Genomic DNA, 20,118 nt, shown 5'->3' on the forward strand with positions numbered 1-20,118 from the left:
TGGCACAGTGAACGGGCAAGCAGCAACGGAAGCTGTCGGTTGATCGCACCACACCCCACCCACACCCCGTGGTCAGCCGACAGCGACTTGCCCCCGCCTTGGGCCCCGCCTTGGGCCTTGCGTCTCCCCCCGGTTTTCCGCCATATATCGCCTGTCTGTTCAGGAGGTTTCCCCATGCGCGCCCGCATCTATCAGCCGACCAAAACCGCGATGCAATCGGGCACCGCCAAGACCAAGGGCTGGCTGCTGGATTTCGCCCCCGCTTCGGCGCGCGAGGTTGACCCGCTGATGGGCTGGACCTCATCGGGTGACACCCAGGCGCAGGTGCGGCTGCAGTTCGACACGCTGGAGGCGGCTGAGGCCTATGCGCAGGCCAAGGGCATCGACTATGACGTGCAACTGCCAAAAGCCCGCAAACCCCTGATCCGCGCCCGTGGCTACGGCGAAAACTTCGCCACTGACCGCCGCGGTGTCTGGACGCACTGACGGCTACGCCGGTCTGCAACGCACGCGAGCGGGCCGTCAGGGCGCAGAGCCGGTGTCGATGTCGGTCAACTGCCAGATGCTGGCAGCAAAGATCTGCTCGGTACGAAACCGTGCATGGGCATCATAGGGAAACACCAGCCACAGCGGGCCGCGTTCGCGCACGCCAAAGGTCTTGCCATTGATCCGGGTGGCGATGATGGTGGCCTGCGCCTCCAGCATCGACGGGTTCAGAGTGATTGAATAATCATTGGCGGCCCGCAGCCGCAGGCCGCCGGCGACAGACCCGGCTGAGACCACCACATCTGTCAGGGCCGGGCCAGAAAACTCCATCAGCCCGGTGGTCCAGATGGTCGAGGTGGTGAAGCTGTGCTGTTCAAACGAATCAAGGTCGGCAAGGCGCAGCCCCTGTGCGCCGTCGGGTCCATGCAGGGTCAGCAGAACCACACCTGCCGTATCAGATTGGGCCGGGGAAAGACCGCCGGGCAGGAGTGTCAGCAGAGCAAAGCCGCCAAGGGTCAGCACGGTTGATCGTTTGAGCAAATCCATCAAAGCCCCCGGAAGCAATTTGTTCATGCCCAATAGAACATCATTCTACGGCAACAAAAATCGTCAATATGTGATTGCCCATCCAGGCGGTTGCGATGCGTAACTTGCTGCCAATTGGGCATAAGTGTGCACCCCACTGCCATATAAGGCAAGATACGGATAATTACTTTCACGATATCAGATCGTTGCGTCCTGTCTGTGCAGGGCTCGACCCTAAGCACCCTATTGGCATAGGCATGCACCCCCTTGGATTTCCAAGAAAGAAGTAAGCCCGCACAAGGCGGGCTTCGGATCGTGAAGGTCTGAATGTGGACCAATTCACGCTTTGCAGGATAGAAAGCAGCCTGTCGGGGTCAAGGGCACTGCGCCAATCCTCGACTGTGAATGGCGTGAACTGGGCGGGCATCCCTTACAGATTTGTAAAGGCATCGGCAGAATGCTGGATGCTGACCATCAAGCAAACCGGTCGCGAGATGAGATGGTAGTGGCCACCACGTTCGGCCTCAATGCCGGGCAAAGCCCCTTGGCCGCCGAGGTGTCCGGCGCTCGCAACCCGCATGCGGGCGGGGCAGGGGCAAAGAACCTCCGCCGTGCGCTGGATGCGTCGTTGTACCGGTTGGGCATCGATGATGTCGATCATTGCCGGATGCATAAACGCTGGCAACCGAACCCCGGGTGCCGGGGCCGATTGCGATGCAGACCGAATACCCGCTCGTGGCCCGCGATGGGGAGGCCGAACATGTTCCCGCCGCCCGGGCAGGGGGCATGGGCGAGCCAAGCGACTTGATCGGACCAAAGCGGACAGTCGACCGATAGCGCTTGCCAAAAAAGTCTTCGTCCCAATTGCGGGAAATTGTCCGTCCAAGTTCGGCTATCGACATAACAAAGGTGTCAAGGGACGCCACCGCGGGAGGGGCGGACTTCTTTTGACGCGGGCTTGCGTTGCAGTGCCGTCGCTATGGTCAGAAGTGGTGTCGCCAGCAAGCAACCGCTTTTCGTTCGCAATGGTATGATCTCGGTCGGGTCATGGGCGGCCAAGTGACGGATGGAACGGATCAGGATACTTTGATGGACAAAAGCGTTTTGGCCTCTGCGGTTGTCTTGATCACGGGCATCGTCTGGGGCGTTTACTGGGCTCCGGTGCGGGGCATCGCCGAACTTGGGCTTGACGGGGCATGGGGCACCGGGGCCATCACGCTCGCGGCGGCACTCTTGCTCCTGCCCTTTGTTCTCACTGGCAAAGGTGCGTTTCGTGGCAAAGACAGTGTCGGGATCATTTCCGTCGGCCTCGGAGGGGCCGCCTTCGCGCTCTATTCCATCGGTTTTCTTTACGGGAAGGTCGCCCTTGTCGTCCTGCTGTGGTTCTTCAGTCCCGTTTGGAGTGTGCTCATCGCGAAATATGTGTTGCGTATGCAGCTGCCGCGACTGCGCGTCCTGGCCATTGTCGCCGGGCTCGCCGGGCTGTTCATCATGCTCGGCGGCGATGGCGGGCTTCCGGTTCCAGCCAATCTGGGAGAGTGGATGGCCTTTTGCGGCGGTCTGATCTGGGCTTTTGCAACTGTGGGGATGCGATTGAGGTCCGACCTCGCTCCTTTGCCATCCGCCTTCCTCTTTGCTTTCGGCGCGACAGTGATCTCGTTTGTCAGCGCGCCATTTCTGGAACCCCTGCCGTCCGTTGCGGGAGAGGATCTCCTTGCGATCGCGGTTCAGGTTCTTTTCACCGCAGGTTCCTGGTGGGTTCTTTCGATTGCGGCGCTCATGTGGGCGGCCGTGCGTCTTGATCCGGCGCGTGTCGGCATCCTGCTGATGCCAGAGGTCGTGTTCGCAGCAGTGACTGCGGCGATGTTCGCGGGTGAAACCCTCGCGATCAGCGAGCTTATCGGCGGCGCGCTGGTGGTCCTTTCCGGGGTGCTTGAAGTCTGGCCCACAAAAAGGGGTACAGGAGATGGGCCGCCAAGGAAGATGGCTCAGCCAAGATCCGCCTGACATCCTCTTTCTGCCCCTGGCGAAGATGCTGACGCACCCGGCCATACTCGGCGTCCGACAGAGCCAGCCAGGAACCACATCCGGCTCCATGGTCGAAGGGATGCGGCATCCGTGCGCCCTCCGGCTGGGGCTGCAAGCTGAGATGTGATGCAAAATCAACAAAGGCCGCTGCAAGAACAGATGACATACTGCACGGACATCCTTCGAAGGCGCGGGCTTTGATCAATCCAGGGCGGCGCGTGTCGCAGTGGCCAGTCGCTTGACGCCCTCGGTCAGTCTGGCTTCATCGTTCAGGGTAAAGTTGATGCGGATGGCGCGTCGGTTCTGGCCTTCGGGGTCAAAGACGCTGGAGGGGGTGATGCAGACACCATGGTTCAGCGCGACACGCAGCAGGTGGTCGGTGTTCAGGTTGGCATCCCGTGCGGTCGCCCAGACGAACATGCCACCCGACGGCGTATCCCAATCGTAAAGATCCCCCAGATGGTCGGTCATGGCAGCGCACAGGGCGTCGCGGCGGGCCCGGTAGAGCGCAAGCGTCGCAGGGAGGACGCGGTCAGTCAGGCCAGAGCCAAAGGCTTCGAGCGCAATGCGCTGCGATAGCCCCGGAGTGCTCATGTCAGAGCCCTGCTTGGCCGTCACCAATGCCCGGATCATGCCCGGAGCGGCGATGACCCAGCCGACGCGCAGTCCGGGGGCCAGTTCCTTGGACAACGTGCCCAGATAGACCACGGGGCCGTCGTAGGGTGCCCCGCCCGCCAGCGTCAGCATGCGCGGCAGCGGAATGCCGTCGTAGTAAAGCGTGCCATATGGATCATCCTCGATCAGCCAGGTGCCAGTCGCATGCGCGGCGGCCACCAAGGCACGGCGCTGATCGAGGTCGACCAGTCGCCCGGTAGGGTTCGAGAAGTTGGGCACGGTATAGGCAAATTGTGCATCCTGAAGCGCGGCTTCCGGCGAGAAGTCATTCCCCTCCAGCCGCATCGGGCGATAGGTCGGGCGGCGCGGCTTCCAGGCATCGAGCGCTCCCAGATAGGCCGGACTTTGCGCGGCAATCACCTGGCCGTCGTCCACCAGCACCTTGCCCAGAAGGTCCAGCGCCTGCATGCCGCCGGTGGTGATCAGAACGTTCTTACGGCTCAGGCCCAGCCCCGGTGCCGAGAACCTTTCGGCAATCATGTCGCGCAGCGCGGGCAGGCCTTCGATCGGCGCATAGGCCAGCGCATCGCGGGGATGGTTGGCAACCGCAGCCCGCGCCAATTCCGCAAGGTCCGGAATGGGCCAGGTGGCCGGATCGGGCAAGCCGCCCGCCATGTTGATCAGCCCGGGGATTTGCCCGGCCGACAGGAAGATCTGAGTGACATCGTTGGTGTCGGACAGCCAGGCGGCAAAGGCGGGACGGATCATGGCAATCGATACCGGCCGTCACCGAAACCTCTGCCATGGTTATCCTGAAGCAGGACAAACAGTGGAAGCGCCCGCGTTAGCGGGCACCCGGTGTCAGGCCCTTGGCGCGGGCAACGATCGTCGCCGCGTCGATTCCGAAGTGGCGGTACAGATCGCCGATGGTGCCGGTCTGCCCGAAATGCTCGACCCCAAGTGCCACTGTGCGGTGGCCCTGCACGCCGCCCAGCCACGCCAGCGTGGCAGGGTGGCCGTCGATCACCGTGACCAGCGTGCAATGGGCAGGCAGGCCCTGCATCAACCGCTCGACATGCGACAGGGCGGCGGCATTGCCGCGCGAGTGTGCGCGCTGCGCCGCCGTCCAGCCTGCATTCAGCCGGTCGGCCGAAGTGACAGCCAGCACACCCACATCCCGACGGCCCTCGGCAAGGGCACCCGCGGCCTTGATCGCCTCGGGCGCGATGGCCCCCTGATAGGCAATCACCACCTCGCAGTTCGGCCCCGGCGGACGCAGCCAATAAGCTCCGTCGATGGCCCCTTGGCGGAATGCGTCGTCGTGGCGCTTGCCAGGCTGTTCGATGGGGTTGGTGGTCAGCCTCAGATAAACTGATCCGCCGGTTTCATCACGCAGCCAGGTGCGCTCATCCGGGTCGCCTTCGCCGTCACGTTGCAGGTAGTCAAAGGCCCAGGCCATGATGACCGCGAGCTCATCGGCAAAGGCAGGCTCGAAAGCGGCCAGCCCGTCCTGCGCCATGCCGATCATTGGTGTACCGATCGACTGATGCGCGCCGCCTTCAGGGGCCAGCGTCACACCGGACGGGGTGCCGACGATCATGAACCGTGCATCCTGATAGCAGGCGTAATTCAAGGCATCGAGACCGCGGCAGACGAACGGATCATAGACCGTGCCGATGGGGATCAGACGTTTGCCGAACAGGCTGTGCGACAGCCCGGCCGCGCCCAACAGCAGGAACAGGTTCATCTCGGCGATGCCCAGTTCGATATGCTGGCCTTCCGGCGTGAACTCCCACCTGGCTGTCGAGGGGATGCGGTGCTCGATGAAGGCGTCGGCCTGAACTTTGCGGGCAAAGAGCTTGCGCCGGTTGACCCAAGGGCCGAGGTTGGTGGTGCCCGTCACATCGGGCGAGCTGGTCACGATGCGGGCAGCCAGATCGGAGGAGCCTTTGGAGAGATCGTCAAGAATCTTGCCAAAGGCCGCCTGCGTGGACACCTCACGTTCGGTGTCGATGCCGATCTGCGGCACCGCCAGCTTGGCGTCATGATACCGGCGGCGCCCCTTGGCGAAAAAGGGGACGCGGGTGAGGTAGTCCTTCAGCGCGGGCACATCGGTGACGGTCGCGAACGGCTCCCATTCCTGACCTTTGGCCACGCCCATATGCGCCTGCCACGCCTCGAACTGGGTTGGGTTCATCAAGCCGCCATGATTGTCCTTGTGTCCGGCAATCGGCGTGCCCCATCCCTTGATCGTGTAGGCCAGAAAGCAGGTCGGCCGGTCGTGGTCGATGCCGGCAAAAACCTCGGCCATCGTCTCAACGCAGTTCCCGCCGAGGTTCTCCATCAACGCCGCCAGCTCCGCATCGCTGCGCCTCTCGATCAGCGCAGAGACCGGACCCTGATCGCCAAGATCATCTGTCAACCGCTTGCGCCAGGTGGCCCCGCCCCTAAAGGTCAGCGCGGCATAGTCCTGATTGGGACAGCGGTCGATCCAGTCGCGCAAGGCGTCGCCGCCGGGTTCAGCAAAGGCCCCCCGCTGCAACGCGCCGTATTTGACGCGCACAACATCCCAGCCAAAGGCCTCGAAGATCTTCTCGACGCGGGCAAAGAGTCCCTCGCGCACGATTCCGTCCAGCGACTGACGGTTGTAATCGATGATCCACCAGCAATTGCGCAGATCGTTTTTCCAGCCCTCCTGCAGCGCCTCATAGACATTGCCCTCGTCCAGTTCGGCATCACCCACCAGCGCAACCATACGGCCCAAGGGCAGATCATGGCCCCAGCGTTTCGCGGCGATGAAATCCTGCACCAGCGAGGCGAAGGCCGTGATCGCCACCCCCAGGCCTACCGAACCGGTCGAGAAATCGACATCATCCACATCCTTTGTGCGGCTCGGGTAGCTTTGCACCCCATGCAGACCGCGGAAGGTCTCCATCTTCTCGCGGGTCTGGTTGCCCATCAGATACTGGATAGCGTGGAAAACCGGTGAGGCATGGGGTTTCACCGCCACCCGATCCTCGGGCCGCAGCGCCGAGAAATAGAGCGCGGTCAGGATCGAAACCATCGACGCCGACGAGGCCTGATGCCCACCGACCTTGATGCCATCCACCTTCGGCCGGATATGGTTGGCATGGTGGATCATCCAGTGCGACAGCCACAACAGCCGCTGTTCGAGGGTCTTGAGGTGAGCCATGCGAAAGTCCGTCCTGCTGGGAAGATGCTTGGCGCAGCATATCGACCTTCAAGTGGCGATAATCGCCAATTTTTCGAACGGATGCCGGGTTTTCCTGGAGAATTTCACCACGCAGCGTGAGAAATCTCGCTTTATGCGTCAAGCAAGCGGCGACGCGAGGCGCAACCGGTCGATTGCTACCGCAAGGGTTGGTCCTTGACGCGGGCGATGCGGCAGCAATGCCGCACCCCCGTCAGACCGCTCTCCGCCCTTTCCTAAGGGCGTGACGTGATCGGCCCCGAACGGTCGTTCGGTCAGCAAAGCGTGGGTGTCCGCAGTGGCGCCAGTCATTCTACAAGTCTTGCTCAGCGATCGGCCCGGGCGGCGAGCGGGCATAATGCTATCAACTACTGGCCAAAATCTGCCCGATAACCGCTGGGTGTCGTGCCGACGGCGCGGCTGAACGTCCGTGCAAAATGTGCCTGATCCGCAAAGCCCGAGATGAAGCCGATCTCTGCCAATCCAGGGCCGTTGGCCTTGCACAGATGCGTGGCCGCAACCTCCACCCTGGCCTCTGTCACGAGGCGAGAGAACGAGACCGACCTTTCGGTCAGGCGACGTTGCAGGGTGCGGGAGGAGGCCCCGGTTTCGGCGGCCAGACCGGCAACCGTCCAGCGGCGCACCGGGTCAGCCACCAGGCGCTTTCGCAGGGATGAAACCGCATCGGGATCCGGGCCTGTGGCCGTTTTCGCGGCTGCCTTGGGCCTTCCCGTTGCCGTGAGGTTGACGCTGCCGACGCCTTGTTTCACATCCGGGCAGTGCCACTTGCCATGGCTGCGCCAGACCGCGCCCGTCGCGTCGGTCAGCGTCACGGCCGCCGATCCGATCATTTCGGACAGGACTGCAAGCAGGCCCAGAACCAGGAGGCTTTCCGCCAAAGTGGGCGGCGGGCCATTGTCGCGGGCCTGATGCGTCAGGCGAAAACTGTTTGCCCCAACGAGGTCTGACGCGATCCTGTGCCGCCCGTGGCTGAACCGCTCCAGCCGGTGCCAGCGGTCCATGAGATCGGGCATGTCCTTCGCCTGCGTCAGGGCCTGCACCACAGGTTCAGGTGCCATCGACGGCGCAGCGTCTGCGATCGACAGGATTGCCAGCGGACCATGGCCTGCAAGGATTTCACCAAGCACATTGCGCTTGGCCACGAGGGGCACATGCGCGGTCGCGGATGTCGGCACTGGCACAGATATACCCTGCCGGGACAGCCCGGCTGCGACCAGACGCATCATCGCGGCCGAGGCAAAATCGGTTCCTTCGACTGGTCTCGTCATGCGGGCTGCTCCATTCGGACCACAGCATAGACCGAAGCGGGTGGTGTGTTCAAAGGACCGAAGGTCCGGCGCCGTGCCACCAGACCCAGACGGGAAAGCATCGCCGCCGGGATCGGGCAGCGCTGCCCATGGGTGACGAGGCGCAGGTCGCCATCCGGTTTGAGAACCGTCATGCATTCCGCCACGATCCGGAGCACCTTGGCCAGCGGCACCGACAGCAGCGGCAGACCGCAAATCACCATATCCGCGCCACCCGAACCAAAAGGGCTAACATGGCGGATATGCGCAGCATCATCATGGATCACCGCGACCCGCGGGAACCGCAGCGCGAGGGCGGTGGCAAAACTCTCGCTGGCTTCTATGACGGCAACTTGCGCCGCCGGAATCCCACGGCGCAGCAGGGCCACAGTAAACACTCCTGTACCGGGGCCGAGTTCGATCACGGGTCCAGAGGTCGCCGTCAGGCCTTGTGTCATGGCTTCTGCAAGCTTCGCGCTTGAAGGGGCCACGGCCCCGACACACAGCCGGGCCCGCCGCCACCCGCGCCCGAACAGCCAAGGGCAGGCCAGTGATTGCACTGCACCACACCGGTTGGCACCGTCCTTCCTCATGCCGCAAAGTCCTCGGCCCGGACCGGGAAGCGCACGGCGCGTTGTCCTGTCGCCGCCCGGATCGCATTGGCGATGGCACCGGGGCCGGCGACCATGGCAGTCTCTCCCGCGCCTTGTGGCGGGCGGTCACTCTGGATCAGATCCACAGTGATGGGCGGAACATCGGTCATGCGCGGGATCGGCGCATCCGCAAAGGTCTGGGCCGCGACATGCCCGGCATCCGTGGGCAGATCGTCGGTCAGAACCATGCCTAGGCTCCAGACCAGATTGCCTTCGCATTGCGCGCGCACCTGATCGGGGTTGATGACCAGCCCGCAATCATGCACGCACCACAGCCGCGTCACACGCACCCGGCCACGGACGTCCACGGCCACATCGGCCACTGCTGCCGCGTGGCTCGTGTCCTTGTAGGTGCCGCACGCGATCCCGCGCCCCACACGCATCCCATCGACAGGGGCAGGCGTGCTGCCCCAAGATGCAATCTCACCCACCCGTTCAAGAACCCCTGCCAGCAACGGGTCTGCGACATGGGCAAGCCTGAACGCCAAGGGATCGACGCCCGCAATCAGTGCGGCCTCGTCCATGGCGCATTCGATGGCCAGCGCATTCGGGCCGGCCCCCAGACCCCGCCATGGGCCGGTGTGCACGGGCAGCCGCACCATGTCATAGGCGGCGCGGGCGCGACCCAAAAGATACGGGGCGGCCATACCGCGAGCCACGCCACCGTCGCCCGCGAACATGTCCGTCCCGCGCTGCATCCAAGGCGGCACGACAGCGGCTGTGAACATGATGTGCGAGCTCATCTGCGCATGGTCCCAATCGGTGATGCGCCCTTGCGCCACGCGCGCCCTGATCCTGTGCGACGATGGCGGGCGATGGAACCCCAGCGCGAACTCCTGCGCGCGGGTCCACTGGACCTTGATCGGGTTTCCGGTGGCAAGCGTCAGCGCCGCCGCCTCGGCCTCGACCGTGCAGATCGTCTTGCCGCCGAAGGCCCCGCCGATCCGGCAGGACTGGACCGTGACCGATCCGAGCGGTAGCCCAACGGCATCGGCCAGAAAGTCGCGGATATAGAAGGCGTCCTGCGTGCCGGCCCAGACCCGCAGCGTGCCGTCCTGCCATGCGGCTACCGCCGCGCGCGGCTCGATGGGGCCATGGGCCGCCATGGGAACATCAACGCGCAGGTCGACATCCCAAGCGCCATCCTCTGGCGCGCCGTCCAGAACCACATGGGGCAACACACCGACAGACAGGCGGGCATCTACGTCGACGGCCCGTGCGATATCCGAACGCGCAGGCGGGGCGGCAATGGACCACTCGATCTCCAGAGCCTCCGCGATGGCGTCCAGCGCACCGGGCCGGGCCGCAACGATGCCCAGCCCCTGCGCCTGTCCGATTGGCGGACCGCACTCTTCGACCACCGCAACAAAGCCCGGCACAGCGCGCGCGGCCTCAAGGTCCCAGCGCAAGGGGCGGGACTGCACCTCGCCCGAGGCAGGGGCCCGCAACACGCGGCCATACTGCATTCCCGGCAGACGAATATCGGCAGCATAAAGCGGCGCGCCGGTGACGATCTCGCGCCCGTGGGTGATTTCGGGGCTGGCACCGATCAGGCCCCCGGCGCGAAGGCTGCGCAAATCGGCCAAAGGGCGGGACGTGACGCTGATCACACCTGCAATCTGCCCCGACGCCAGGGCATCGCGCAGGGCGGCACAGGCCTGTGCGAGCGGTTCGGCGAACAGCATCACGGATTCACTGCCGACTGTCGCCTTGACGCGCGGCATGTCGGTTGCGTGCAGCACCACATCGACTATGTCCCATGCGACCCCGAGTTCGGCGCAAGCGATCTGCTTCAGCGCGGTCGCGATGTTCTGCCCCATCTCGGCGCGGGGCAGCGTCAGGGTGAATCGCCCGTCCCGGTGCGCGACCCAGCCAAGCGCTGTCGCGCTATCGGGTTGAGGGCGCTCTGGAATGACAGGGACCTGGCTCCAGACACCTGCGCCTGCGCCGATCAGGGCCACCACCCCACCACCGGCAGCAGCGGCAAGAAGCGCGCGCCGCCGCATCAGACCCGCTCCGCCGCAGACAGGACCGCTGCCCGGATCCGCGGGTAGGTTCCGCACCTGCAAAGGTTGGCGTCCATCGCCGCATCGACATCTTCAGCCGACGGATCGCGGACCTGTTCCAAAAGCGCGACCGCCGCCATGATTTGCCCGGCCTGACAATACCCGCATTGCGGCACCCCATGGTCCAGCCATGCCTGCTGCACTGGGTGCAGGATGTCCGCCTCGGCCAGCCCTTCGATCGTCCTTACGTTCAGGCCTTCCACATTACCGGCCCGCGTGATGCAAGATCGCGTGGCCACACCGTCAACGATGATCGTGCAGGCGCCGCAAATCCCAACCCCACAGCCAAACTTTGCACCCGTCAGCCCGAAGTGTTCGCGCAGAAGGAACAGCAGCGGCTCATCGGCCCAATCCGGCGGGATGTCGTGGGTTTGACCGTTCAGAATAGAGGACATGAGGAGCTCCCGTTCGTCGCTTGAACGGCAGATACCGCATGGATGCTCGATGGTCTTGAACGATCCCGCCAAACTGGATGAAAGCTATCGAAGCTGATGGCAGACATTCACATCGCCCGCAGCGAACCAAAACTGTCCGCCCCTTGCGAAGGTCGTGATGTGATTGGCCCTTTTCTGCCGTTCAGCGTCACAGAAATGCTGCGGCGGGGCCAGTCGAACTGGCCAGTTTAGAGTGATCCTGAAAAGCTGTCTGTGCGCCGTGAACAAGTTGCTCTCGCCATTCCCGTCAAGACAACGTCGCTGCGTCACCGCTCACAAGCACGGGGCTACCCTTCACATCATCGAACCGGACTTCGATACGCGACGGACGGCCCATATCCGCTCCTTGATGGATGATCAGATCGCCAGACGATAACATGTCCTGATCGCGCAGCATTCCCGCCAAGGCTGCTGCGGCCGCACCGGTGGCGGGATCTTCCAGCACGCCACCAGAGGCAAATGCGTTTCGAACATGAAACACCCTGTCGTTTTCGCGGTATGCCAAGGTGATGGTAACCAGACGGTGCTGCTTCATGAAGCTGCGTCCAGCGTCCAGCTCATACTGCATCCTTGCCAGATCCGCGCGGCTGGTCAGAGCGAGAAACAAGTGCTCGGCCCCAGCGTTCATCCGCATTACGGGCAGGTTTTTGTCCAGATCGGCGCGGGAGTAGTTCAGCAGCTGCAAAGCGTCCTCGATCAGCGTTTCGCTCGCTGGTTGGCTTTGGGTGGGCAGCGAGCGCAGGGTGGCGCGAGCCGTGCCGTTATTCATCCGCGCTTCAACTTCGATCTCGCCGGTGCGAAGCGACAGGCGATAGCGCCCGTCACCTTTTTCGGCAGCCAGCACCGCGCCGAGCGCGATGGTCGCGTGACCGCAGAACGGCACCTCGGACTCAGGCGAAAAATAGCGCGTGGTCCAGCTTTCTCCGCTGAGGGCAGCAAAGGCGGTTTCGGAATAGCCGACCTCTGCCGCGATGCCTTGCATCTCGGTGGAGGAGGGCAGGGTGTCCGCCAGAACCACCCCGGCCGGGTTTCCGCCCCTTCCGTGTTCGGTAAAGGCTGCAATTTTATGTATCTGCATGGCGTGTCTCCTGAGTATGGTTCGTAGAGTATCAGGAATGCGACCGCGAATACCCCTTGCCAAGGAGGTTGTTTCGGGTTTTTTTGTCGCAAATGTAAAGGCAATTCGGTGATTTACCTTTCATGATAAAACAAGGTCTCGACGCGACCGACCGCAGGATCCTCGACCTGCTCCTGCACGATTCCCGCATCAGCCTGCGCGCCATCGGCGCAGAGGTCGGCCTGAGCGCGCCTGCGGTGCGCGACCGCGTCTTGCGGCTGGAAGATGTGGGGATCATCGACTCTTTCAGCATACGGCTGAATCCTCGCGCGCTTGGCTTCACTCTGGAGGCGGTGCTGCGTGTCGAGCCGCTGCCGGGCAAGATGAAGCTGGTGGAACGAATGCTGAGCGACATGCCCGAAATCGTGGAGTGTTCGGTTGTGACTGGGGACGATTGCTTTGTCGCCCGTATGGTGTTGCGTGATGTAGCAGAGCTTGATCGCCTTCTCGGCCCGTTGCATGATGTCGCCCGCACCAAGACCAGCATTGTTCACCGCCAGCCGGTTCCGCCGCGCCGCGCTCCCTTTTAGCGTGGCGTCTCAATATGCTGCGCGATCCGGCTCCAGACGAGGAAGCGGCCAGGAACACCCTCCGGTTTTGGTTCAACACGGCGCGCCGCAGGAAAAACCCCCAAAACCTGCACACTTATGCCTAATCCACAGCAAACATTCGGGTGTGGTAGGGCCGGAGGGACTCGAACCCCCAACCAAGGCGTTATGAGCGCCCGGCTCTAACCATTGAGCTACAGCCCCGTACCGTTGCCTTGCCTAGCAGATCATGCGCGCGGGTCAAGGATGGGCGGGGCGGGACCGGGTTGGTTTGTTGCGCCCAAATCGGGAAACGCGTAAGGGAGACCCGACAGCGGATTCCCTGAACGGAGACGGGCGATGACCAAAGGCCACAACGGGTTGACCTATGCCGATGCGGGCGTGAATATTGACGCAGGCAATGCGCTGATCGAGCGGATCAAGCCTGCCGCCAAGCGCACGATGCGCTCGGGCACCATGGGCGGGCTCGGCGGCTTTGGCGCGCTGTTCGACCTCAAGGGCGCGGGCTACAATGATCCGATCCTGGTGGCGGCGACCGATGGCGTGGGCACCAAGCTGCGGATCGCGATTGATACCGGCAATGTCGATACGATCGGCGTCGATCTGGTGGCGATGTGCGTCAATGATCTGGTGTGTCAGGGGGCGGAGCCGCTGTTCTTTCTCGACTATTTCGCCACCGGCAAGCTGGAGCTGGATCAGGCCACCCGCATCATCACCGGCATCGCGGCGGGTTGCGAGGCCTCTGGCTGCGCGCTGATCGGCGGCGAGACGGCGGAAATGCCGGGCATGTACCATGGCGGCGATTTCGACCTGGCGGGCTTTGCCGTCGGCGCGATGGAGCGCGGGGCAGATCTGCCTGCGGGCGTGGGCGCGGGCGATGTGCTGCTGGGCCTTGGCTCCAACGGGGTGCATTCCAACGGCTATTCCTTTGTGCGCAAGGTGGTGGAGCTGTCGGGGCTGGGCTGGGATGCAGACTCGCCGTTCAGTGACGGCACTCTGGGGGCTGCCCTGCTGGCTCCGACGCGGCTTTATGTCAAACAGGCGCTTGCGGCGGTGCGGGCCGGGGGCGTGCATGCGCTGGCCCATATCACCGGCGGCGGGCTGACCGAGAACCCGCCGCGCGTGATCCCCGAGGGGTTGGCCTGCGAGATTGATCTGGGGGCCTGGACCCTGCCGCCGGTGTTCGACTGGCTGGCGCGGACGGCGAACATGTCGGAACCGGAACTGCTCAAGACCTTCAACTGTGGCATCGGCATGATGCTGGTGGTGGCCGAAGACCGGGCTGACGCCCTGACCGATCTGCTGGCGGCTGAAGGCGAGACCGTGATCCGCATGGGGCAGGTGGTGCCGGGTGAGGGCGTGATCTACAAGGGCCGCCTGCTGTGACACGGGTTGCCATCCTGATCTCTGGGGGTGGCTCGAACATGCTGCGGCTGGTGGAGGCGATGCAGGCGACCGGCTATGCAACGCCGGTGCTGGTGGCGTCAAACGACCCGGCGGCGGGTGGTCTGGCACGCGCAGCGGCGTTGGGCGTGCCTACGGCGGCGGTGGATCACCGCGCTTTTGGCCGCGACCGGGCCGCGTTTGAGGCCGAACTTTTGCAGCCCATTCTGGCGGCCCGGCCCGATGTGCTGTGCCTTGCCGGGTTCATGCGGGTGCTGACCCCCGATTTCGTGCGCCGGTTTGACGGGCGGATGCTGAATATTCACCCCTCGCTGCTGCCGAAATATCCCGGCCTGCACACCCATCAGCGCGCGCTGGACGCGGGCGATGCCGAGGCTGGGTGTACGGTGCATCAGGTGACTGCAGAGCTGGATGCCGGGCCGGTTCTGGGGCAGGCGGCGGTGCCGGTCCTGCCCAATGATACGGCTGAGACGCTGGCGGCGCGGGTGCTGGTCGAAGAGCACCGGCTGTATCCGCAGGTTTTGCGGCAGTTTGTGGCGGGGCTGTCCTCAGGGCAAGCGCAGCAGGCCGGTTAAGCCAGCGCCAGACGGGCTGCGACACGGTTCAGCACCGGGCGGGCGATGCCGGTTCCGGTGCCACTGACCGGGCAGAGCGACGGGAACAGCCGGTGGATTTCTTCCCGCGCGGCGTGATCAAAGGCCGACAGCGATTTGCCCCCGGCGAACAGGCTCTCAGACGGCGCGCCTTCGGCAAAGATCACCTGATGCTCTTCGCACAGCAAATGGCAATAAGTGACCATCGGCCGGCGCACCCGGCGGATGCTGCGCCCGTTCACCAGATGCACCGCAGCGGCGAGGGTTTCGCGCTCCCCCATCGTCAGCTCTGATGGCCAGCCGGTCACTAGCATCCGGTGCTGGGGCGAGACCAGCAGCTTGCGCCGGTTGCCCGCCGTCCCTGCGTCAAACCGCACGGGGGCCATGCTGCCCAGACCGCAGACCTTGCGCCGTCCGGTCCAGACCACCGGGCTGTAGCCGTTGTCCATGGTTTGCAGCCGGTCTCCGGGGCGGATCATTTCGACCGGAACCTCGCCGCGGTCAGTGCGGATCAGCGTGCCCCCGACAAAGCACGGAATGGCGGGCGGGGTGGGCGGATAGGTGGAAAACGGCAGCTTTTCAGCCCGCGCAGGTGTTGCCCCCGGCCCGTACTGCACTGTGCCCGGCGTGATCGCCCCGGTCTGAAAGACGAAGCGGGCGGGGCTGGTAAAGATCTGATGCCCTGATGATGAGGCCCGGCCCTGGAACTGATCGTGCTGCGGGTTCAGGCTGGAATAGATCGGCGGACCTGGCGGGTCATCATCGGGCCAGACGTAGATATCGACAAACTGACCATTGCTGAAAACGCTCTGACCGTTGTTTACCTGCCGCACCACAATGCGGTAAGTGATGTCTGCGCTGCCCAGGGGTTTGACCCCGGACAACGTGACTTTCATCGCGTCACCATTGCCCGTCGACGAGACAGACTGGTAAGTGCCAATCTGATCGCCACGCAGATAAAGTTCGACTTGTGACATTCTGTCCGGTTTTCTGCGTGCTTTTGTTAAGAATTTAGCAGCTTTGATGGCCCTTGTCTTAGTGAAAACCGTCAGAATCACGGTTGCAGGGCTTTTCAAGGCGAATGGTGCCGCCTATAGCGGAAAGACACCTGTTGCGGGATGCCCCCGCGGCCCCTTGAAAGACGCGACCGATGCGCACAATCACCACGACCGAAGACCTTGCGGCATTCTGCGAGGCTGCCAAATCCCACCCTTATGTGACGATCGACACCGAGTTTCTGCGCGAGCGGACCTATTGGTCAAAGCTGTGCCTGATCCAGATGGCGCTGCCCGGCAAGACCGGCGATGCGGTGCTGGTCGACCCGATCGAGGGCGAGGCGATGAGCATGGAGCCGCTCTATGACCTCTTTCGCCACAAGGCGACGGTCAAGGTGTTTCATGCCGCCCGGCAGGATCTGGAGATCTTCTTTGTCGAGGGCAATGTCTTTCCCGAACCGCTGTTCGACACCCAGATCGCGGCCATGGTCTGCGGTTTTGGCGAACAGGTGGGCTATGAGACGCTGGTGCGCAAGATTGCCAAGGAAAATCTGGACAAGACCAGCCGCTTTACCGACTGGTCCCGCCGCCCGTTGACCGATGCGCAAAAGGAATATGCCATTGCCGATGTCACCCATCTGCGGGTGATCTATGAATGGCTGGCGGCGCAGCTGGCCAAAAACGGGCGCGCGCATTGGGTCGGCGAAGAGCTGGCGGTGCTGGTCAATCCTGAAACCTACACCACCACCCCCGATGAGGCCTGGCTGCGGATCAAGACCCGCACCACCTCGGGCCGGTTTCTGGCGGTGGTCAAGGAACTGGCGCGGTTCCGCGAGGAGTATTCGCAGAAACACAACGTGCCGCGCAGCCGGGTGATGAAGGATGACGCATTGCTGGAGCTGGCCTCGACCCGGCCCACCTCGGTTGAAGAGCTGGGCCGGTCACGCCTGTTGATGCGCGAAGGCCGCAAGCCCGAGATTGCCGATGGCATTCTGGCAGCGGTCAAGGCCGGTCTGGCAATGAAGCCGGAAGACATGCCAAAGGTCGCGGATGAGCGCGAACAGATTCAGGTCAACCCGGCGCTGGCCGATCTGTTGCGGGTCTTGCTCAAGGCCAAGTCGGAAAGCCTGGGCGTGGCGCCAAAGCTGATCGCCTCATCCTCTGACCTTGACGCCATCGCCGCCGGTGGCCGCGCGGTCGAGGCGCTTGGCGGCTGGCGCAAAGAGGCGTTCGGCGATGATGCCCTGCGGCTGTGCCGGGGCGAGATTGCCCTGTCGGCCAAGGGCAACGAGGTGCGGGTGGTGCGGCTGTAGCCTTACCGGCGGGTGGTGCGCGCCGAGCGCGCGCCCTGAACCGTCACGCGCGAGATGTCTTCCAACCGGCGGGGGCCAAGGGTCACCGCCGCCGTCACTTCGCGGGACCGCACAGTGCCGGCTGCGGTCTGGGTCACCGGGGGCAGGGCGCGGAATTCCAGCACCAGATGGGTGGGATCATCGCTTTCCGCCTCGACCAGTTCAGCCTGCCACCAACCCTGACTTTCCATAACCCCGGTGGCCCGCACGATCGCGCCGCCGCTGTAGGGTTCGACGCTCAGCGTGACCACATCTGCGACCAACGGCCGTGGATCAACCTTTGCGACAAGCGGCGCGATGGTTTCCACCCGCTCTGACCGGCCAAACCAGTTGAACGGGTTCAGCCGCGAGTCCCGCACCGACCCGCAAGAGGTGAGAACCAGAACGGCAACAAGGGCAGCGGTCACAGGACTCTTCATCGTGGGGCGTTTCATTGGTCCATCCATCTTCGCTTTGCCATTGGGTAGCCGATCAGCCTGCTTTTGAAAAGGGCGGGGTTTGATTTGGCGGCAAAGGGGCTGGACGTGGGCCGGGGCGGGCATTACCTCAGGGGCAAAGGAGCCCCGCCCATGGCCACCGCCGCATTTGAAGACATCGCCGAGACCTTTGATTTTCTGGACGATTGGGAAGACCGCTATCGTCATGTCATCGAATTGGGCAAGGCGATGCCGCCCTTGCCCGAAGAGTTCAAGGTGCCCGCGCTGAAGGTGGACGGCTGCGCCAGTCAGGTCTGGCTGCGCCCGGTGGTGACGAAGGGTCAGTTCGATTTCCAAGGCGACAGCGATGCGATGATCGTGCGCGGGCTGATCGCCATTCTGCATGCGCTATACTCCGGCGTGCCGGTGGATCAGGTGGCAGCCGTGGATGCCCCGGCCGAACTGGGCCGTCTGGGTCTGAATGACCATCTGTCGGCGCAACGGTCCAACGGGGTGCGGGCCATGGTTGACCGCATCCGCTCGGTCGCGGCGGCAGTCTGAACCGGCAGTTTAAAGCGGCGCGCAGGCCGCTGTCAGCCAGTCCAGCACCGCACCCGACACGCGCGGCCCGATCTTTGCCAACACCTCGGCGTGATAGGCATCGAGCCAGACCCGTTCATCCGGCGACAGCCGGTCGAGCCGGATCAGGCGGCGGTCCAGCGGCACAAAGGTCAGCGTCTCGAAACTGTATTGCGCACGAATGTCGCCCAGACCCGTCGCCACCTGCACCACGATCAGGTTTTCCAGCCGGATGCCGAACGCGCCTTCGCGGTAATAGCCGGGCTCGTTCGACAGGATCATCCCCGGTTCCAGCGGCACCTCTGACAGCCGGCTCAGCCGCTGCGGCCCCTCATGCACGGACAGGAACGCCCCCACACCATGCCCGGTGCCATGGTCAAAATCCTGCCCCGCCACCCAGAGCGGGAACCGCGCCAACGGGTCCAGATCGCGCCCGGCCAGCCCCTTGGGAAACCGCGCGCGCGAAATCGCGATCATGCCCTGCAACACGCGGGTGTAGCACAGCCGCGCCTCGTCCCCCGGATCGCCGACCGCCACCGTGCGGGTGATGTCGGTGGTGCCGTCGCGGTATTGCGCGCCGGAATCCACCAGCAAAAGCTCGTTGTTCTGCACCGCCCGGTTGGTCTCACGCGTGACCCGGTAATGCATGATCGCGCCATTCGGCCCGGCACCGCAGATGGTGTCAAAGCTGATGTCATGCAGCGCATTGGTGGCGCGGCGAAAGCCTTCCAGCGCGGTGACCACATCAATCTCGGTCAGCGTATCCGGCGGCTGGCGGTCCAGCCAGGCCAGAAATTCCACCATCGCCGCCCCGTCGCGCAGATGGGCCGCGCGCATGCCCGCAATCTCCGCTGCGGTCTTGCGCGCCTTTGGCAGGCGGCAAGGATCATCCCCCCAGACCACCGCGATGCCCGCCCCGGTCAGCTCGTCACTGACCGCCAGCGGGGCAGAGGCGCGGTCCACCCGCACCGGGCCAGACAGCGTGCGCAGGGCGGGCACAAAGGCGGCTGGCGGGCGCAGGCTGATCTGTGGCCCCAGATGCGCGCGCGTCGCGCCATCCAGCTTGGCAGGGTCGGTGAACAGGGTCACACGGCCATCGTCATGCAAAATGGCAAAGCCTTGCAGCACCGGGTTTTTCGGCACATCTGCACCGCGGATGTTTAACAGCCAGCAGATCGAGTCGGGCAGGGTGAGCACCGCCGCGCGCTGTCCGGCCGCGCGCAACCCCTCGGCCAGCCGCGCGCGTTTGTCGGCGCCGCTGATCCCCGCCAACGCATCCGGGTGGGCAAAGGCCAGCCCACAGGGCGGAGGCGGCTGGTCGGGCCAGATCGCATCGACCAGATTGCGGGTGGCGCGCAGCCCGATCCCCGCAGGCTCCAGCACCGCGCGCAGCGTGGCGATCTCATCGGCGGTGTGCAGCCAGGGGTCAAAGCCGAGTTCGCCCGTGCTCAGTTGCGCCTTGATCCAGTCTCCGGCTTTCGCCTCGGGCCATGGCACCGGGGTGAACTGCCCCAGATCGACCTGCGCCTTGACCTGCACCCGGTAGCGCCCGTCGATGAACACCCCCGCCACGTCGCGCAGGATCACCGCAAACCCCGCTGATCCGGTAAACCCGGTCAGCCATTGCAGCCGCTCATCCCGCGCCGCGACGTACTCGCCCTGATGCGCATCGGCGCGCGGCACGATGAACCCGGCCAGCCCGTCGCGCACCAGCACCTCGCGCAGCGCGGCCAGACGCGGCGGCCCCTGATCCGGCGTGGCGTGGCTGTCAAAGCTCTGGAACATGGTA

At 64.1% G+C, this 20,118-nt stretch carries 19 protein-coding genes and 1 tRNA gene; 7 read left to right on the forward strand and 13 right to left on the reverse strand.

Going from position 1 to position 20,118, the window contains the following annotated elements:
• Positions 1-174 precede the first annotated feature (174 nt).
• Positions 175-486, forward strand: coding sequence for an ETC complex I subunit (locus tag J2X53_RS04050; RefSeq protein ID WP_349036167.1), 312 nt, complete (start codon positions 175-177; stop codon positions 484-486).
• A gap of 36 nt (positions 487-522) precedes the next feature.
• Here the strand turns inward: J2X53_RS04050 and J2X53_RS04055 are convergent, their stop codons facing one another.
• A complete protein-coding gene (locus J2X53_RS04055) occupies positions 523-1,032 on the reverse strand; it encodes an oxidoreductase (protein WP_349036168.1) in 510 nt (169 codons plus the stop codon).
• A gap of 409 nt (positions 1,033-1,441) precedes the next feature.
• Positions 1,442-1,672 carry a hypothetical protein gene (locus J2X53_RS04060; protein ID WP_349036169.1) on the reverse strand — a complete coding sequence of 77 codons (231 nt, stop codon included), beginning with the start codon at positions 1,670-1,672 and terminating at the stop codon, positions 1,442-1,444.
• Between the two features lie 428 nt (positions 1,673-2,100).
• Here J2X53_RS04060 and J2X53_RS04065 point away from each other — a divergent pair, with 428 nt between their 5' ends.
• Complete coding sequence (locus J2X53_RS04065; RefSeq protein ID WP_349036170.1) at positions 2,101-3,018, forward strand: DMT family transporter; 918 nt, start codon at positions 2,101-2,103, stop codon at positions 3,016-3,018.
• Between the two features lie 222 nt (positions 3,019-3,240).
• Here the strand turns inward: J2X53_RS04065 and J2X53_RS04070 are convergent, their stop codons facing one another.
• The 7 genes from J2X53_RS04070 to J2X53_RS04100 form a co-directional block, all read right to left on the reverse strand.
• Positions 3,241-4,422 carry a PLP-dependent aminotransferase family protein gene (locus J2X53_RS04070; RefSeq protein ID WP_349036171.1) on the reverse strand — a complete coding sequence of 394 codons (1,182 nt, stop codon included), beginning with the start codon at positions 4,420-4,422 and terminating at the stop codon, positions 3,241-3,243.
• A gap of 76 nt (positions 4,423-4,498) precedes the next feature.
• Positions 4,499-6,847 (reverse strand): 1-deoxy-D-xylulose-5-phosphate synthase N-terminal domain-containing protein, encoded by a 2,349-nt coding sequence (locus tag J2X53_RS04075; protein WP_349036172.1) that lies wholly within the window; start codon positions 6,845-6,847, stop codon positions 4,499-4,501.
• A 386-nt stretch (positions 6,848-7,233) separates the two neighbouring features.
• Positions 7,234-8,154, reverse strand: coding sequence for an AraC family transcriptional regulator (locus J2X53_RS04080; protein WP_349036173.1), 921 nt, complete (start codon positions 8,152-8,154; stop codon positions 7,234-7,236).
• Complete coding sequence (locus J2X53_RS04085; RefSeq protein WP_349036174.1) at positions 8,151-8,630, reverse strand: methyltransferase domain-containing protein; 480 nt, start codon at positions 8,628-8,630, stop codon at positions 8,151-8,153. Before J2X53_RS04085 ends, J2X53_RS04080 begins: the two co-directional genes overlap by 4 nt.
• A gap of 131 nt (positions 8,631-8,761) precedes the next feature.
• Positions 8,762-10,831: a molybdopterin cofactor-binding domain-containing protein gene (locus J2X53_RS04090; RefSeq protein WP_349036175.1), complete on the reverse strand. Its 2,070-nt coding sequence runs from the start codon at positions 10,829-10,831 to the stop codon at positions 8,762-8,764.
• Positions 10,831-11,286: a (2Fe-2S)-binding protein gene (locus tag J2X53_RS04095; protein WP_349036306.1), complete on the reverse strand. Its 456-nt coding sequence runs from the start codon at positions 11,284-11,286 to the stop codon at positions 10,831-10,833. The genes J2X53_RS04090 and J2X53_RS04095 overlap by 1 nt, the downstream gene beginning before the upstream one ends.
• 286 nt (positions 11,287-11,572) lie before the next feature.
• Entirely contained in the window at positions 11,573-12,403 is an 831-nt protein-coding gene (locus tag J2X53_RS04100; RefSeq protein WP_349036176.1) for a PhzF family phenazine biosynthesis protein, read from the reverse strand.
• Positions 12,404-12,525: 122 nt separating this feature from the next.
• Here J2X53_RS04100 and J2X53_RS04105 point away from each other — a divergent pair, with 122 nt between their 5' ends.
• A complete protein-coding gene (locus J2X53_RS04105; RefSeq protein WP_349036177.1) occupies positions 12,526-12,972 on the forward strand; it encodes an Lrp/AsnC family transcriptional regulator in 447 nt (148 codons plus the stop codon).
• A gap of 146 nt (positions 12,973-13,118) precedes the next feature.
• On the opposite strand, the gene J2X53_RS04110 is transcribed toward J2X53_RS04105, so the two are convergent.
• Positions 13,119-13,194: transfer RNA gene (locus tag J2X53_RS04110), tRNA-Ile, on the reverse strand.
• Positions 13,195-13,329: 135 nt separating this feature from the next.
• Between J2X53_RS04110 and purM the strand changes: the two genes are divergently transcribed.
• Complete coding sequence (gene purM / locus J2X53_RS04115) at positions 13,330-14,376, forward strand: phosphoribosylformylglycinamidine cyclo-ligase (RefSeq protein WP_349036178.1); 1,047 nt, start codon at positions 13,330-13,332, stop codon at positions 14,374-14,376.
• Positions 14,373-14,969 (forward strand): phosphoribosylglycinamide formyltransferase, encoded by a 597-nt coding sequence (gene purN / locus J2X53_RS04120; RefSeq protein ID WP_349036179.1) that lies wholly within the window; start codon positions 14,373-14,375, stop codon positions 14,967-14,969. The genes purM and purN overlap by 4 nt, the downstream gene beginning before the upstream one ends.
• Here the strand turns inward: purN and J2X53_RS04125 are convergent.
• Positions 14,966-15,964: a Hint domain-containing protein gene (locus J2X53_RS04125; protein WP_349036180.1), complete on the reverse strand. Its 999-nt coding sequence runs from the start codon at positions 15,962-15,964 to the stop codon at positions 14,966-14,968. The two genes, purN and J2X53_RS04125, sit on opposite strands and share 4 nt — an antisense overlap.
• 173 nt (positions 15,965-16,137) lie before the next feature.
• On the opposite strand from J2X53_RS04125, the gene rnd reads away from it, so the two are divergent.
• Positions 16,138-17,295, forward strand: a complete 1,158-nt coding sequence (rnd, locus tag J2X53_RS04130; protein WP_349036181.1) for a ribonuclease D — start codon at positions 16,138-16,140, stop codon at positions 17,293-17,295.
• Positions 17,296-17,297: 2 nt separating this feature from the next.
• Here rnd and J2X53_RS04135 read toward each other — a convergent pair whose 3' ends face one another.
• The gene (locus J2X53_RS04135) at positions 17,298-17,753 is read right to left on the reverse strand and encodes a hypothetical protein (RefSeq protein WP_349036182.1); all 456 of its coding nucleotides are present in this window, start codon (positions 17,751-17,753) and stop codon (positions 17,298-17,300) included.
• Positions 17,754-17,903: 150 nt separating this feature from the next.
• On the opposite strand from J2X53_RS04135, the gene J2X53_RS04140 reads away from it, so the two are divergent.
• The gene (locus tag J2X53_RS04140) at positions 17,904-18,311 is read left to right on the forward strand and encodes a SufE family protein (protein WP_349036183.1); all 408 of its coding nucleotides are present in this window, start codon (positions 17,904-17,906) and stop codon (positions 18,309-18,311) included.
• Between the two features lie 9 nt (positions 18,312-18,320).
• On the opposite strand, the gene J2X53_RS04145 is transcribed toward J2X53_RS04140, so the two are convergent.
• Positions 18,321-20,114, reverse strand: coding sequence for an aminopeptidase P family protein (locus J2X53_RS04145; RefSeq protein WP_349036184.1), 1,794 nt, complete (start codon positions 20,112-20,114; stop codon positions 18,321-18,323).
• Positions 20,115-20,118 lie beyond the last annotated feature (4 nt).

The organism is Pseudotabrizicola sp. 4114 (assembly GCF_031457365.1).
Lineage (GTDB): Bacteria > Pseudomonadota > Alphaproteobacteria > Rhodobacterales > Rhodobacteraceae > Pseudotabrizicola.